Raw genomic sequence first — 15,372 nt, 5'->3', positions numbered from 1 at the left:
ATCGTGAAATATTAACGTTGGCAACCTTTACAAAACACAGTCGCTCGTTGACCAATTTTTACCTCAAGTAATGTCGATTCGCAGTTAGTACAAGCCTTTCCACCCCGACCGTAAACCAATAACTCCTGCGCAAAGTAACCTGGATTACCATCACTTTGAGTAAAATCTTTTAATGTAGTCCCGCCTTGTTTAATAGCTAAAGCAAGCGTCTCTTTAATCTTTTCGGTCAATAACTGATAACGCTTTTTTGATATTTTTCCTGCCGGTCGTCGAGGATCTATCCCAGCTTTAAACAAGCTTTCATTAGCATAAATATTACCAACACCAACAACTACATGATTATCCATAATAAAGTTTTTTACTGGTCCCGTTTTGTTGCGGGATTTCTCGAATAATCTTTTGTCATCAAATTCGTCTGTTAAAGGCTCTGGACCAAGTTTCAACAATAACGAATGTTGCTGGCCTGCCTCCTGCCACAAAAAAGCACCAAACCGTCTTGGGTCGTTTAACCGTAAAACTAAACCATTTTCAAATTCGATGTCAACGTGGTCATGCTTTTCAACTGGAACCGCCTTATCAATGATCCGCAATTTGCCAGACATACCTAAGTGTAAAATGGCTGAGCCTTTTTCACTTTCTAACATCAGATACTTAGCCCGACGAGTAACCGCTGTTATTGGCGAACCTACGAGTAATTGAACCTCATCAGGTATTGGCCAGCGTAGCTGTTTGTTACGAATAACAACTGCAACGACTTTTTGATCCAATACATGGGGTTCTATCCCCATGCGACTGACTTCAACTTCCGGTAACTCAGGCATGACTATTACAACTCTAACAAGGATTCAGGTATTAAATGCGTTAATGATGCTGGTTCAACATAGAACCAAGTATTTTGCTGGTGATTTTTCACATAAGTCGTCTGCTCAACTTTATCCACTGCGAACTCATAGACCCAACCACTCGACTCACCAGCGGCCCAGACAACCACAAGATATATTTCAGTGGTGTCTAACATTAAAGGGGGCGATTGCAATGCAACAAAAGGCTGTTGCGTCCATGTTTCAACAATTAAATCGGTATTTAAAGGCTTAGTGAGCTCAATCGTACTGACCGAGCGCCATGTTGCGCCTAAACGTTCGATTTTAATGCCATTAAAATCGATGCTTTGAATAATCGTATTCGCGCCCACCAAAGTATTAGTTTCTCCGCTTTCATGCCCTTGTGTCATCATTCGATGGGAATAATTAAATAACAAGATCATAAACATTGATGCAAAGATGAGGACGTTATTCCAGCCCATTCGTGACAGTTTTATACGCATGCTTTTCATATCAATAAGGAAGTTGTAGCTAGATTACAAGAAATGAGCTTTAGGAGAAAGAGCTGAATCATTTACGGAGATTTCAGGCATAAAAAAACCCAATCAATGATTGGGTTTTTAAACTTTTGCAAAAGTTTCAATAGAATTCAAAAAGCTTACTTAATTTTAGCTTCTTTGAAGATCACGTGCTTACGGATCTTTGGATCAAATTTTTTGATTTCCATCTTTTCAGGCATTAGCTTTTTATTTTTATCAGTAGTATAAAAATAACCAGTTCCAGCCGTTGAAACTAAACGAATTTTATCACGCATGATTTAGTTCCTTAGATTTTTTGACCAGCTGCACGCATATCTGCAAGCACTGTATCAATACCTTTTTTATCAATAATACGCATACCTTTAGTAGATAAACGTAATTTAACGAAGCGCTTCTCGCTTTCAACCCAAAAACGGTGAGTTTGTAGGTTAGGCAAGAAACGACGTCGAGTAGCGTTACGCGCATGTGAACGATTGTTACCAACCGTTGGGCGCTTACCTGTTACTTGGCAAACTTTAGCCATGTCATTTACTCCAAAACAAAAATTCTGACGTCAATCTAATTAGCCCTATTGGCCAATTAATTTGTCCGGGCATTCGAAAGGGCGCAATTTATACAGTTTTTGGTTGAGAAGATCAAGCGATTCTTGAGAATTTTAGACTAAACACGCTATATTTGTACGAATATGACGCAGAATCACAGTTTTTAGCATTTATCCCCCAAATTTAAATTAAAGCGGTTCAAATTGGTCATCACATACATTGTGAATTATGCGAAACTTTTGGTGCAAAATTTTGCCCTTGAAACCGTATTGTAAATCGACAATTTTAAATGTTCAATTAATGATCTTTTCTGTTTAATGCGATCGATATCGAGTAAATAAAAGCCATAGATAAATTAGCCAAGCCTAATTTTTCTCATATACCCCGCTTCGCACCACTTCTATAATTTCGGTTGTTGAAATAGACGGTGTTCGTTCGAAATACGTGACTTCGCAAATATCACTAAAGTGATCAAATTTTCCTTTCCAATCGTCTCCCATAACCAGGACGTCAGCATCAAACATTTTGATGTAGGTTGCTTTTAAATCTAGAGACTCTTCGACAAATACAGCATCAACACATCTTAGAGACTCAACGATATGTAATCTGTCGGCTTGTGAATAAATTGGGAAACGATCTTTTTTACTTTTGTTTAATGCATCTGATGACACACCAACGATAAGATAATCGCCGAGCGATTTTGCCCGTTCTAGGATTTTTACATGACCTGCGTGAAACACATCAAAGGTTCCAAAAGTAATTACTTTTTTCATGAGTCACTCCCTGACTTTGTATTAGCTAATAAATACTCAACAATTCGATTTGAACAATGGCCATCGATACTGCCTGCTAACTTTTCGATTACATCGGCTGTACCAGCCTTAACACCGGCATCTACCGCAGTACGGACAGTTACAACAAGTTCGCTATAATCCGCAGCTCGATAAGCAACTTGATTAAAATACTGGATATCTTCGTCTATTCTTCGGTCAAATCGATATTTAAATATGCCACGATAACTCCAACGTAATTTGTAAAAATCACACCAAACCACAGGTTTACCTAAAGCTGCGAACTCAAATATCGCTGATGATGCGTCTGATAACATTAAGTCAGATATTGCCATAAATGGGATAAGGTTATAGTCGCTTACAGTGGCTAGATACACATTGTCATGTGTCGCCCAATTTTCTAACAGTTTTCGTTGTTTATGGTATTTTTTCTTAGTTAAGCTAAAAAAGTGAGGTTTTAGAATAATGTTAAAATCAGCGAATTCTTTAGCAAACTTTTTTGAAAAACACTCAATAGAACTTGGGTAAAATGTTGGCGCGTATAATATCGTTTTTTTCGATGGGTCAAGTCCTAACGACTCAAGTGTCATCGAATTTTCTAACTGTTGGAATAAGGGATCTAGCTTGGCATAACCGGTATCGATAAAGCTACCGTCAGGATATAAATCCAACAAACGTTTTAGTCTATGCTTACCTTCGATAAAACGTACGGTTGTAGGTGATTCTGAATTTTGATAATAGCAACGCTTAGGCCCAATGCCATGTTGCATCATCACTGTCTTACTTACTGCGTGAAGTTCATCTAAATTAGCGACTTTATTACCAAAAATTAACCAGTCTGCTTTTTGAGATAGGTAAAAAGCCAATGCTTCCTCCCAGTCATCCACCCAAGTCGCCGTTAATTTTTCTTGCTCTATTACTTCTCGACACACTTGATTTAGCGGCTCATCACCCTGTTTGTAAAATACAAAATGAACATCTGCACTTGCCGCTTGCAACGTTTTTAAAACAGGTAAATATTGAGGCAAGTAATAGAGGTGCAATACATCAAATATGACATTCATATAAAACTCTTGTTAATTTTAATTTCGCGTATGATTAAATTGTAATGCAATTCAGGTTTAGAAGGTACTCATTAATAGTCGGAGGATTTTATTCACGACACCTTTTATAGAAGACCCGAAAGTAACTTTTCAGTTTGTCCAATGCCGTTTGTTAATGAGCATTTAGTAAGAGCGTTGTTAAGGGCTAAATTGGTTTCTGACTGTAAAATTTGCTGTACCGCCGCATAAATATCCCGACTATTAGGCTCTGCACTTAAGACTAATTGTTCTTTCTCACAGGCGCGGATCCTAGCAGGTTGGTCTTTAGCAACCGATGTCGTTACCACCATTTTTTTCATCGCAATGCCTTGTAACAACGAACCGCCACCACTTAATAACGCAAACCGACAATTGGCCAAAAGTGCGATAAAACTGTTATTTTCCAACTTTTTAACAAAATAAACAGATGCTGTATTAGCGGGAACTGTACCGGCAAAACTAGACCCGAGTACCACAATACATTTAAGCTTCAACTCTCTACTGACTTTGATTGCGATATCGCTAAAGACAACTGACGCAGGCTGACCATCCAGCGTATGGCCTCCAGAGCCTGCACTCAACAAAACGTAGTCATTTTCAACTAATCCAAACGACGCTAAAGTCGTTTTTTCTTCTGTTAAACTCGGTTGCTGATATAGGCAACCAAGATAAGTGGGCAAAGGCTTTCGATATAACGCGAGTTTGACTCTTTCCCATATACTCAGTGCAGGCAAGGCAAATTCAGGTTGTGCTATCCAATGTTGAGTAATAAAAGGCAAACGACTTAACATAAGCCCTTTTGCTCGCTTTTTTGGGTGTTGGCTAATAAAAACAACTTTAGCGCCCGTATTCATTGCATGCTTCATTTGCTGACCCCGTCCTGCCGCGTCAAAAATAACGATGTCAGGCTTTAGCTTATCAATGATTTGATTAACTTCGTCGGTACAGTTGGTGGGCGACGATGGTGTCAAATGAACAGGAAACTGGCAGTCATGTTTATAAGGGGCTTGTTCACTTAAAACAAAATGGATATCAACGTCGCTGTGTAAACTTTTGAAATGCGATGCAATAATATTGGAACGCATATACTCTCCTATACCTTTTTTAGAAGATACAGGAACAAAAAGTAAAGTTTTTGACGTCATAACATGCCATGCAGATAGGTTTGATGCACCAATGATAAATTTTTACGCTCCTTTTTCACAGTAATTTTACCGTATTGCCTTAAATTACAATCTTAAGCCGTCAATATGATTTAGACTATGCAGTAATTAACTCTAATTTATCAATTATAGAACACGAGAACAAAGCGATGGAACATATCTATCTATTGGCCTTAGTAGGTGGTGGCTTAATTGGCTTATCCGCAACGCTATTGCTATATACACTTGGCAGAATTGCAGGCATCTGCGGTATTACATTTTCACTTTTTATGCCTCAGATAACTGATAAAAAGTGGCGGATTACGTTTATTCTTGGTTTAGTCTCAGGTGCTTTTTTAATTCATTTGCTAACGCCAATCGCAATTCCAGCAGCACCAACTGACAATATCTACTTGCTAATAATTGCCGGACTTTTGGTTGGGTTTGGTACGCAGCTCGGAAACGGCTGCACAAGTGGTCACGGTATCTGTGGAATTGCTAGAAAGTCTCCCCGTTCAATTATTGCGACAATTACATTTATGGCGATTGGGTTTATCACCGTTTTTGTTTTGCGACACATATGGGGTGTTATATAGATGAACAATAAATGGCTTAGTAAAATAAACTTATTTGCAATTATCGCCGGTAGCCTATTTGGCGCAGGTCTAGCAATCTCGGGCATGACAAATACGGTAAAAGTTCAGTCATTTTTAGACTTATTTGGCGAGTGGGATATTACTCTTGGTTTTGTAATGGCTGGCGCATTAATTGTGTCTTTCGTCGCATTTCGCTTTGTCCTAAAAAACGACAAACCAATTTTTCACGACAAGTTTGAAATCCCAACAAGCAAAGATATCGACTCTAAATTATTAACCGGTGCCGCAATGTTTGGCGCAGGCTGGGCAATTGTAGGTTATTGCCCAGGACCTGCTATAGCGTCACTCATTTATGGTTATTGGCAAACCTTTGTGTTCGTTGTCGCTATGCTCGTAGGTTCGTGGATTGCCAGAAAATTCACTTAAGTATAATTTTGGAAACTGCCTAGAAATCCGAGATTGCAGAATGCTGGCTACCTAGCTCTATTTAATTCATAACATGCACACTAAATCTTGAGTTAAGTAGCGCTACAACAGACCACGTTCTGCAAATGACGTTACCGTATTGTGACCTACTACAAAGTGATCGAGCGTTCGCACATCAATCATTTGTAAAATTTCTTTAAGCCTTTTCGTTAGTTGAATGTCCGAGTGGCTTGGTTCACAAATCCCTGATGGGTGGTTATGGGCGAAAATAACCGCTGCAGTTTTATTCTTTATAATTGAGTCTATAACCACTCTTGGATAAACCGCTGCCGCATCAATAGTGCCTTTAAATAGCACTTCTGCATTTAGCACCCGATGTTGATTGTCTAGGTGTACTAACCAAAACTGCTCATAAGGCTCATCGCTTAACAACTGATGCAAATAATCACGTACTGCATTTGGAGAATCCATAAGTGGTTTCTCAAACATGACTTCTTTTAAATAACGCTTAGACATCTCAAGAGCCGCTTGTAATTGCACAAACTTAGCAGGACCAAGCCCCTTAATTTTACACATTTGACTACACTCAACTGACATTAGATGGCGTAATGTTCCAAACTCTTTAAGCAGGTCATGAGCAAGAGTCAATACTGGTTTCCCTGCAATTCCTACTCGCAGGAATATCGCTAACAATTCAACATCCGACAGCGAATGTGCACCATTATTCAACAACTTTTCCCGAGGTAAATACTCACTAACACAATCATCCATGTTATTTTCCTTCTCTTATAATTTAGCAGTATTAAGGCACAATTTTGTCACTCCTCTATGGTGAAAATCACAGAAAGAAGATAAGGTATGTGCCATCAAACTTTATACTTATACCAGATTGGCTAGGCGGCATGGTCCAGTTATTAAATAAAAATATTTTACTCATAGTTACAGGTGGCATTGCTGCTTATAAAACCCCCGAGTTTGTTCGACGGGTAAAAGAGCAAGGCGCTCAGGTTAAAGTTGTTATGACCTCTGGTGCCAAGGCATTTATTACGCCGTTAACTTTGCAAGCTGTTAGTGGCGAACCCGTCGCTGAAGATCTACTCGATACCAATGCAGAAGCGGCCATGGGCCATATTGAATTCGCAAAATGGGCCGACTTAATTGTCGTTGCGCCTGCCAGCGCTGACGTCATAGCCAAAATGGCAGCGGGACTTGCCGGGGACTTAGCATCTACTCTGCTTTTAGCCACTCCAGCCCCTGTCGCGATTTGTCCGGCAATGAATCAGCAGATGTATGCTCATGCTGCGACTCAAAGTAACTTAGCGTTACTGGCCAACAGAGGCGTTCATATATGGGGCCCTGCCAGTGGTGAACAAGCCTGTGGTGATATTGGTCATGGTCGAATGATTGAACCTATGCAGATAGTCGAACATGTTGTTAACTTCTTAACGCCTGCAGAACAAATACTCAAAGGTAAAGCCGTGGTAATAACAGCGGGTCCAACTAGAGAAGCCATTGATCCGGTTCGATATATATCAAACCACAGCAGTGGTAAAATGGGCTTTGCCATTGCCGAAGCAGCCGCCAAGTTAGGTGCCGATGTAACTTTGGTCGCAGGCCCAGTTAATTTAGCCACACCAAACGGTGTTATGCGACATGATGTTGAAAGCGCTGTCGATATGCATGCCATGGTGATGTCTCTTGCTGAACATACTGATGTCTTTATTGCTTGTGCTGCTGTAGCTGATTATCGAGTCGCTGAGCAATCAGATCACAAGTTAAAAAAGTCAGGCGATGACAGTTTGACTATCTCGCTTATCCAAAACCCAGACATTGTCGCTAGTGTGGCGCAACTAGAGTCTAATCGCCCTTTTGTTGTAGGGTTTGCTGCAGAAACGCAAAATATTGAACAGTACGCCATAGACAAGATGAATCGTAAAAAATTGGACATGATCTGTGCAAATGATGTATCTATCTCCGGACAAGGCTTTAATTCAGATCAAAATGCGCTTAAAGTATTCTATGCTGGCGGTAGTAAGGACTTACCTCTTAATACAAAAAGTGAGTTAGGAGATGAGCTAATGCAGATCATTTCGACTCTATTACCGTCAAATTAACTAATAATAAATGAGCTGGGGAAAACTATGCCTGCCGCAAAAAAAGGGAATCGTAAGGAACAGATACTGCAATGTTTAGCAGAAATGTTGGAAAGTCACTCTGGTCAAAGAATTACGACGGCAAAACTCGCCGAAAAAGTTGGCGTATCGGAAGCAGCGCTATATAGACACTTTCCTAGCAAAGCTCGGATGTTTGAAGGGTTAATTGAATTTATTGAAGGCACTTTGTTGTCGCGTATCAATATCATCCTAGAAAAAGATAAAACAACCGAAGGGCGCGTTTCAAATATCTTAAAACTAATTTTGGGGTTTGCTGAAATGAACAGGGGCATAACTTCAATCTTAACTGGAGATGCTTTGATGGGAGAGCATGATCGTCTGCGTGAACGAGTAGCGACCTTATTTGAAAAGTTAGAAACCCAATTAAAACAAGTTCTACGTGAACGAAAGTTACGTGAAGGTAAGTCTTTTCCAATTGATGACGCCGCACTTGCAAATATGTTACTTGCCTATACCGAAGGTAAAATGAATCAATTTGTTCGATCGGGGTTTAAACGTAGCCCAATGGAAGGCTTTGATGTTCAATGGGCGGGTTGGAAGTTATTCTGGTAACCCCCAAACTATGTTAGCGCTCTTCTTGTCACTGTTTAGATTAGCGCGAATAAAAGTAAGTGGTGGACTTCATATCCAAATATGAGTTCGCCTCTTAATTACAAAATTCCCCCATTTTCATTTGTTATTTTTCCCCTAACCTCATTTCGTCTTGATTTTGCTGTTAACCAACTTGCGCTAATAGACGCAATTTGTTTGATGTCGTAGTGTGAACCTCATCTCCATAACGTATTTTCCGTATTTTTATTTGAGGACCTCCAATTGAAAAAAGTTAGTAAATTGAGCGCTTTATGTGGACCACTCGTTGTTGGTCTGTTGGCATTATCAAGTTTTATGAGTACGGCACAATCACAATCACCCTGGCCTGAAATTAGAAAAACTCGGATCAGCACACTGCTACCCGCCGCATTAACAGCAGCAAATGTAGATTTGTGGCTGGTATTGTGCCGGGAAAATAATAATGATCCACTCGCCGACCATATCGGCTGTGAAAATGCAGGTGGTGAAGCCGCTTACCTTTTTTATAATCGAAATGGCGTTTTTCATTCGCTGGTATTTTCACCATCAAGTGAAGCCACCGCTTTGGCTGACTTAAAGATCCATCAGAAAGTAATCCCTGTCCCTCGTGGTCAGCAGGCCATCGACAGTGCTGCGAACTTTATTCACGATCAAGGGTTCGGTAAAATTGCAATTAATATGTCTAACTCAAACGCCCAAGCCGATGGCTTGAGTTACTCCCAATATAGTCGACTCACTAAAGCCCTAGGCAAAGAGTTTACAAAGCGCTTAGTGAGCTCTGACGATGTTGTTTATGAATGGTTATCAGTAAAATTGCCAGAAGAAGTCGAGATTATGAAAGAAGCGGCTCGTTTGGCATCTATTTGGCAAATTGAGGCGTACCAAATGGTGATTCCGGGTAAAACAACAGACGCAGATGTCGCGAGATTTTTGAAACAAAAAATGGCTCAACATGGCGTTAAAGACGGATGGGCACCGGATCAAAACCCGAATGTCAATTCTGGACCTGACCGAGGACATTCTCACCCAACAAACAAAGTCATCATGCCTGGAGACATGATTCAAATAGATTTTGGCGTTAAACTCCACGACAGATGGGTGAGCGACATACAACGCTTTGCCTATGTACTTGAACCAGGTACAACAAAACCACCTAAAAACATTCAGCATTATTGGGACAGCGGACGAGACGGCGGATTTGCCGCATTTGCCGCCATGAAACCTGGGGTCACTGGACTTGAAGTAGATCAAGCACAAACTAAAATAATGAATGAAACCGGTTCGGAATATGTCATGTGGAGTACAGGCCACCCTGTTGGTTATGTTGCCCACGACACCGGACCAAGTTTAAGTGGTGCCCGCAGTGAAACGATTAGGCCCACAGCATTAAAGCGATTAAAGGTAGGTATGGTTTTTGCGTTTGATGGCTTTCATAGCTGGAAAAGAGCTGATGGGACATTTAAAACAGTTTCAGTGGAAGAAATGGCAGTAATTACCGAGCAAGGGGCTGAATACCTAATTCCTCCGCAGCAGGAGTTAATCTTAATTTCATCGGATAAATAGCTCTTATAAAAGCCATAACATAATTAACGTGGATAATTAGTTAAGTAAATTCAATCAGGATTTACGCCTATTTATCCGCGTACTACTTGTTCAAGAGGTCCATCGACTTACTAATGTCTTAGTCGCAGGTATTTGGGTTTAATTTCGTTATTCAAATATTGTTTATTTGCCATTAGCTTGAGTGAGGTATTTAACGCATCAATAAAACTATCGGACCAGGTCAACTTTGGATTAACGGCGATAAAAAATGGCGTTTTTGGCAAGCACCCGGCTTCTTTTAACTGGTTACGTTTAAATCGACTTTGGTTCTTAATGTTCCATACCAGCACGTTTTTATCTTCTAAAAATAAGTCGATACGTTTTTTGTTCAATAATGAGATCAAGCGTGATACGCCAGCTGATCCAGTTAGTTTTATCACTCTTTCTGTGTTTTCTGTTTCCGCAATATAACTATCAATAGGCTCGCCATAGCCATAACTTGCGATGGCCCCAAGCCGCTTACTTTTTAACGAATCAATTCCATGGTATTTCGAAACATCTTCCATACGATTAAAAAAGCAAACTTGGTATTCCATCGTCGGCGTTGTAGTGAATTTTAGACTTGGGGCTTCCGTTTTAATTGCACTAAGCAACCCGTCATAAACCCCAGACTCAACCGATTTAACCGCTCTAGACCAAGGTAAAAATTCAATTTCAATGCGTGTTCCTAGTTGTTCACCAATATATTGGACATACTCATATACCATACCTTGTGATGAATTTAAGTTTTCACAGGCGTAGGGACACCAGTTTGTTGTCGCTAATTTAATCACTTTAGGCAATGTATCAAAGGCATTAACGCCATAACTGAAAAGGTACAACGCAACCGCTAAAAGGCTATTTCTAATTCGAACCATTATTTATCTACTGTATTCTTAAGCATTGATGACGACATAACACCAATCAACTTATCGAGTAATTCATTATTTAACTGACGCCAATCAAAATACGGGGTTACGATGCAATCACGTCCTTCAATTCGTAACAGCTTACTGGTGCTTTGGTGGGTAATTAATTTATCCAGATTCAATTGAGTTGCTGCGTATTGGAACCCCGCTACAATCGAAAAATAATTATCAGCACCTTCTTTAGCATAGTGCAAATAGTTCAAAGCCTCAAACCCTGCACCTGTTAACAGTTTAGTATCACGATATTGCTGCCAACTTTCGCAACCGGTGTCATACAAAGCAAAGGATATTTTCGCCATAATTGAAAACACTTTACGCCAGTGATTAGACGTATTTTGGATAATGCTCGCAACTTCACCTTCCGCTAGTACTCGAAAATCATCGTGGTGAAATTCAGGTAAGTCTGGACGATTCGCGATGTGCAAAACCCACTTAGGTGATACATGACCAAAACCACTTGCTAACATGTTTTTCTCAATAGTAAGCCTTCGACTAATCAAATGACTTATAGTCGAAATGATAAATATAAACGCAGGTCGAAAAAAAAGGCTCCTAAGAGCCTTTTAATTTAAACCGTGCGACTAAATGTCGTTTGGTTTAACACGTGAATTACGCTTACGTTCGTTTTCAGTAAGGAATTTCTTACGGATACGAATGCTTAGCGGTGTCACTTCTACTAATTCATCGTCGTCGATAAACTCAAGAGCTTGTTCTAGTGTCATAACGATATGCGGTGTTAACGTTTGCGCTTCATCTGTACCAGATGAACGTACGTTTGTTAACTGCTTACCTTTAAGAACGTTAACTGTTAAGTCATTGTCACGGCTATGGATACCAACTACTTGACCTTCATAGATATCAGTAGCGTGTCCAATCATCATGCGGCCACGTGATTGCAAGTTAAAGATTGCATTTGTAAGTGCTTTACCAGTCGCGTTAGCAATAAGAACACCGTTAAGACGCTGACCGATTTCGCCACCTTTGTGTGGACCATATTCGTAGAATGTATGGTAGATCAAACCAGAACCAGACGTTAACGTCATAAATTCAGTTTGGAATCCGATTAAACCACGACTAGGCATGATGAAGTCCATACGAATACGGCCTTTTCCATCTGGAGCCATATCAGTAAGTTCCGCTTTACGGATACCCATTTTTTCCATGATAGAACCCTGATGCTGTTCTTCAACATCAATAGTCACTGTTTCATAAGGTTCTTGGGTTTCACCGTTAACTTCACGCATGATTACTTCAGGGCGAGATACTGCTAACTCGAATCCTTCACGACGCATGTTTTCAATTAAAATACCTAAGTGTAATTCACCACGGCCAGATACTTTGAATTTGTCGGCGTCGGCGAGTTGTTCAACACGTAACGCAACGTTATGTACAAGTTCTTTGTCCAAACGCTCTTTGATGTTACGAGAAGTAACAAATTTACCTTCTTTACCAGCAAATGGAGATGTGTTTACTTGGAAAGTCATTGTTACTGTTGGTTCGTCAACAGACAACAAAGGTAGACCTTCAACTTCTGATGGACAACAAATAGTGTCAGAAATTTTAAGTTCGCCAAGACCTGTAATCGCAATGATATCACCAGCATGGGCACTATCAGCTTCATAACGGTCTAGACCTAAGTAACCAAATACTTTACCTACTTTACCGTTATGTACAGGACCTGCGGCTGTTTGAATTGTCACTTGTTGGTTAGGCTTAACCGTACCGCGTTTAACACGACCGATACCAATTACACCTAAGTACGAGCTGTAATCAAGCTGAGAGATCTGCATTTGGAAAGGGCCATCAACGTCTGCATCAGGTTCAGGAACTTGATCAATGATAGTTTCAAACAACGGCGTCATGTCTGTGCCAGTTACGCCTTCTTCATGAGAAGCCCAACCGTTAAGCGCAGATGCGTAAACAACTTTAAAGTCCAACTGTTCATCAGTTGCGCCTAAGTTATCGAACAAGTCGAATACTTGGTCCATAACCCAATCAGGACGAGAACCTGGCTTATCAATTTTATTGATAACTAAAATGGGCTTCAAACCCTGTGCGAACGCTTTTTGCGTTACAAAACGAGTTTGCGGCATTGGCCCTTCTTGCGCATCAACGATAAGCAATACTGAGTCAACCATCGACATGACACGTTCAACTTCACCACCGAAGTCAGCGTGTCCTGGAGTGTCTACGATATTTACGCGATAGTCCTGCCAATCGATAGCTGTATTTTTAGCAAGGATTGTGATCCCACGCTCTTTCTCGATGTCATTCGAGTCCATTACACGCTCTTCAGCGTTAACGCGTGAATCTAATGTGCCAGACTGGGCTAACAATTTGTCAACCAATGTCGTTTTACCGTGGTCAACGTGTGCAATGATTGCAACGTTTCTTAAACCTTTACGGTTTTCATCTGTCATTTATTTGAATCCTTAAATATTCAACTGTAATTACAAGTAAAGGCAAAACTGATAAAACAAAGAGCGCTTCAACTTGCTAACACATAAAATATGTGCGAAATTTTGCGCGCATTGTACCTACCTTCGAGCAAAGTTGGTAACGATATTGGTTATTTTTTGCGTTTTTATTGCAAAAACCCTAAAAAAAGTGTCATTATTGCGCGCTAAAATTTAATAAATGTTTATAAATTAATTACACTTAGCACCCGGGAATGGAGTGGTAATGAGCAAACTGTCTTTTTTTAATGAAGTTATATCGACGGTAATGGATTATAGCCTAGATCTCTTCGCTTACCTTGACAAAGAAAACAAATATGAATTTGTGAGTAAAAGTTACTCCAATTTTTATGGCTTTGAATCCAAAGAATTAATTGGTAACCGACCACAAAGTGTATTTGATACAGAAACGTACGAACAGGTAATCAAACCAAATTTAGATAAATGTTGGTTAGAGGCAGTCCCAGTAAATTATCAAGCCTGGCTTATGCCTAAAAAGGCCAACAGCCCTTGCTATATGTATACAACGTATTTGCCGCATATATCGAAAACCACCGGCGAAGTCGTGGGCATGATTGTGATGGCAAAAGATGTAACGGAATTCAAACGTGCCGAAGGCCTTTTGTCAAAGTCAGCAAATACCGATGCACTAACAAACATTCCAAACCGATTATTTTTAGAGAACAAACTTTCTAAATTAACAAAAAGCACCGCCCGTCGCTCAGACCGCTTCGCATTGATGTTTTGTGACTTAGACGGTTTTAAACAAGTAAATGACACCTATGGTCACGCCGTGGGTGACAAAATATTGTACCAAGTCGCCAATCGCTTAAATAAATTAGTTAGAGATGAAGATATCCTTGCTAGATATGGCGGTGACGAATTTGCAATTTTGATCACACCTCTTCTTGATGAACAAATCATTTCAATTATTCAAAATAAAATTGAGGCGGTTATTTCCAAGCCATTTGATATTTCTGGTAACAAAATTAGTTTGGGGATGAGTATCGGTGTTGCGATATACCCTGATGTAGCGACAAGCAAAGAAGCGCTATTTGAAATTGCCGACCAACGAATGTATAGCTGCAAAAATGCAAAAATCTAGGAAAATACAATCATTGGTCTAAATTTAAATAATAATGTGGTAACGTACTTTTTGAACTAGAATTTCCATTTATGGAACATAACCTAAATATAGCCAAACAAATATGAATGTAGAATTTATTAACCCATTTTTAAGTTCACTGATGAACGTACTTGAAACAATGGCAATGACAAAACTTACCCCAGGCAAACCAGCTTTAAAGAAACAGCAAATCTCTCGTGGTGATGTTTCAGGCCTAATCGGTATGGCGTCGCCACAAACTCGAGGTTCATTATCAGTTACTTTTGAGGCTGGTTTAGCGCTGGCCATCATGGAACGCATGTTAGGCGAACGTCCAGATTCAATCGACGAAGAAGTAACAGACATGGTTGGTGAAATTACAAATATGGTTACCGGCGGTGCAAAACAAATTCTTGCTGAAAAAGGCTATGAATTCGACATGGCCACGCCAGTGGTCGTCTCTGGAAAAGATCATACAATTAACCACAAATGCGAAAGCACAACGTTAATCATTCCATTCACATCAGACGACGGCAATGCCTATATTGAAGTCTCTTTTGATGTATTAGAACAAGGCTAATTTTATAACCGCAGCCGCTCTAAAGCGGCTTTCAAAGG

18 protein-coding genes are annotated in these 15,372 nt (G+C 40.0%); 7 read left to right on the top strand and 11 right to left on the bottom strand.

The genetic code is table 11. The features are described from left to right. Window positions 1–11 precede the first annotated feature (11 nt). The 7 genes from mutM to KO525_RS08155 form a co-directional block, all read right to left on the bottom strand. A complete protein-coding gene (mutM, locus tag KO525_RS08185; protein WP_215963299.1) occupies window positions 12–821 on the bottom strand; it encodes a bifunctional DNA-formamidopyrimidine glycosylase/DNA-(apurinic or apyrimidinic site) lyase in 810 nt (269 codons plus the stop codon). Window positions 822–826: 5 nt separating this feature from the next. Further along, window positions 827–1,324: a hypothetical protein gene (locus tag KO525_RS08180; protein WP_215963298.1), complete on the bottom strand. Its 498-nt coding sequence runs from the start codon at window positions 1,322–1,324 to the stop codon at window positions 827–829. Window positions 1,325–1,479: 155 nt separating this feature from the next. Then, the gene (gene rpmG, locus KO525_RS08175; protein WP_105050859.1) at window positions 1,480–1,635 is read right to left on the bottom strand and encodes a 50S ribosomal protein L33; all 156 of its coding nucleotides are present in this window, start codon (window positions 1,633–1,635) and stop codon (window positions 1,480–1,482) included. Between the two features lie 11 nt (window positions 1,636–1,646). After that, window positions 1,647–1,883 carry a 50S ribosomal protein L28 gene (gene rpmB, locus KO525_RS08170; protein WP_215963297.1) on the bottom strand — a complete coding sequence of 79 codons (237 nt, stop codon included), beginning with the start codon at window positions 1,881–1,883 and terminating at the stop codon, window positions 1,647–1,649. 384 nt (window positions 1,884–2,267) lie between these two features. Beyond that, window positions 2,268–2,675 carry an adenylyltransferase/cytidyltransferase family protein gene (locus KO525_RS08165; protein ID WP_215963296.1) on the bottom strand — a complete coding sequence of 136 codons (408 nt, stop codon included), beginning with the start codon at window positions 2,673–2,675 and terminating at the stop codon, window positions 2,268–2,270. Next, window positions 2,672–3,757 carry a CDP-glycerol glycerophosphotransferase family protein gene (locus KO525_RS08160; protein ID WP_215963295.1) on the bottom strand — a complete coding sequence of 362 codons (1,086 nt, stop codon included), beginning with the start codon at window positions 3,755–3,757 and terminating at the stop codon, window positions 2,672–2,674. Before KO525_RS08160 ends, KO525_RS08165 begins: the two co-directional genes overlap by 4 nt. Before the next feature lie 104 nt (window positions 3,758–3,861). Next, complete coding sequence (locus tag KO525_RS08155; RefSeq protein ID WP_215963294.1) at window positions 3,862–4,860, bottom strand: hypothetical protein; 999 nt, start codon at window positions 4,858–4,860, stop codon at window positions 3,862–3,864. 227 nt (window positions 4,861–5,087) lie between these two features. On the opposite strand from KO525_RS08155, the gene KO525_RS08150 reads away from it, so the two are divergent. Further along, window positions 5,088–5,513, top strand: a complete 426-nt coding sequence (locus tag KO525_RS08150) for a YeeE/YedE family protein (protein WP_215963293.1) — start codon at window positions 5,088–5,090, stop codon at window positions 5,511–5,513. Beyond that, window positions 5,514–5,939, top strand: a complete 426-nt coding sequence (locus KO525_RS08145; RefSeq protein WP_215963292.1) for a DUF6691 family protein — start codon at window positions 5,514–5,516, stop codon at window positions 5,937–5,939. A gap of 102 nt (window positions 5,940–6,041) precedes the next feature. On the opposite strand, the gene radC is transcribed toward KO525_RS08145, so the two are convergent. After that, on the bottom strand, window positions 6,042–6,710 hold the full coding sequence (gene radC, locus KO525_RS08140; protein WP_215963291.1) for a DNA repair protein RadC: 669 nt from the start codon (window positions 6,708–6,710) through the stop codon (window positions 6,042–6,044). A gap of 131 nt (window positions 6,711–6,841) precedes the next feature. Here radC and coaBC point away from each other — a divergent pair, with 131 nt between their 5' ends. From coaBC to KO525_RS08125, 3 genes are all read left to right on the top strand, one after another. Further along, window positions 6,842–8,053: a bifunctional phosphopantothenoylcysteine decarboxylase/phosphopantothenate--cysteine ligase CoaBC gene (gene coaBC, locus KO525_RS08135; RefSeq protein ID WP_215963290.1), complete on the top strand. Its 1,212-nt coding sequence runs from the start codon at window positions 6,842–6,844 to the stop codon at window positions 8,051–8,053. Between the two features lie 27 nt (window positions 8,054–8,080). Beyond that, the gene (gene slmA, locus KO525_RS08130; protein WP_215963289.1) at window positions 8,081–8,665 is read left to right on the top strand and encodes a nucleoid occlusion factor SlmA; all 585 of its coding nucleotides are present in this window, start codon (window positions 8,081–8,083) and stop codon (window positions 8,663–8,665) included. Window positions 8,666–8,926: 261 nt separating this feature from the next. Continuing rightward, on the top strand, window positions 8,927–10,246 hold the full coding sequence (locus tag KO525_RS08125; protein WP_252736732.1) for a Xaa-Pro peptidase family protein: 1,320 nt from the start codon (window positions 8,927–8,929) through the stop codon (window positions 10,244–10,246). 110 nt (window positions 10,247–10,356) lie between these two features. Here the strand turns inward: KO525_RS08125 and KO525_RS08120 are convergent, their stop codons facing one another. From KO525_RS08120 to typA, 3 genes are all read right to left on the bottom strand, one after another. Beyond that, complete coding sequence (locus tag KO525_RS08120) at window positions 10,357–11,142, bottom strand: ABC transporter substrate-binding protein (RefSeq protein ID WP_215963288.1); 786 nt, start codon at window positions 11,140–11,142, stop codon at window positions 10,357–10,359. After that, window positions 11,142–11,660, bottom strand: a complete 519-nt coding sequence (locus KO525_RS08115; protein WP_215963287.1) for a hypothetical protein — start codon at window positions 11,658–11,660, stop codon at window positions 11,142–11,144. The genes KO525_RS08120 and KO525_RS08115 overlap by 1 nt, the downstream gene beginning before the upstream one ends. Before the next feature lie 114 nt (window positions 11,661–11,774). After that, window positions 11,775–13,613, bottom strand: coding sequence for a translational GTPase TypA (gene typA / locus KO525_RS08110; RefSeq protein WP_215963286.1), 1,839 nt, complete (start codon window positions 13,611–13,613; stop codon window positions 11,775–11,777). A gap of 262 nt (window positions 13,614–13,875) precedes the next feature. Here typA and KO525_RS19875 point away from each other — a divergent pair, with 262 nt between their 5' ends. Both KO525_RS19875 and KO525_RS08100 read left to right on the top strand, forming a co-directional pair. Further along, the gene (locus KO525_RS19875) at window positions 13,876–14,754 is read left to right on the top strand and encodes a sensor domain-containing diguanylate cyclase (RefSeq protein ID WP_215963285.1); all 879 of its coding nucleotides are present in this window, start codon (window positions 13,876–13,878) and stop codon (window positions 14,752–14,754) included. A 103-nt stretch (window positions 14,755–14,857) separates the two neighbouring features. Continuing rightward, a complete protein-coding gene (locus KO525_RS08100; RefSeq protein WP_215963284.1) occupies window positions 14,858–15,334 on the top strand; it encodes a chemotaxis protein CheX in 477 nt (158 codons plus the stop codon). The last annotated feature ends 38 nt before the right edge of the window (window positions 15,335–15,372 follow it).

The sequence above is a fragment of the Psychrosphaera sp. B3R10 genome (genome assembly GCF_018861025.1).
In the GTDB taxonomy this organism is placed as follows: domain Bacteria; phylum Pseudomonadota; class Gammaproteobacteria; order Enterobacterales; family Alteromonadaceae; genus Psychrosphaera; species Psychrosphaera algicola.
This window is presented reverse-complemented; position numbering and strand designations above follow the sequence as displayed.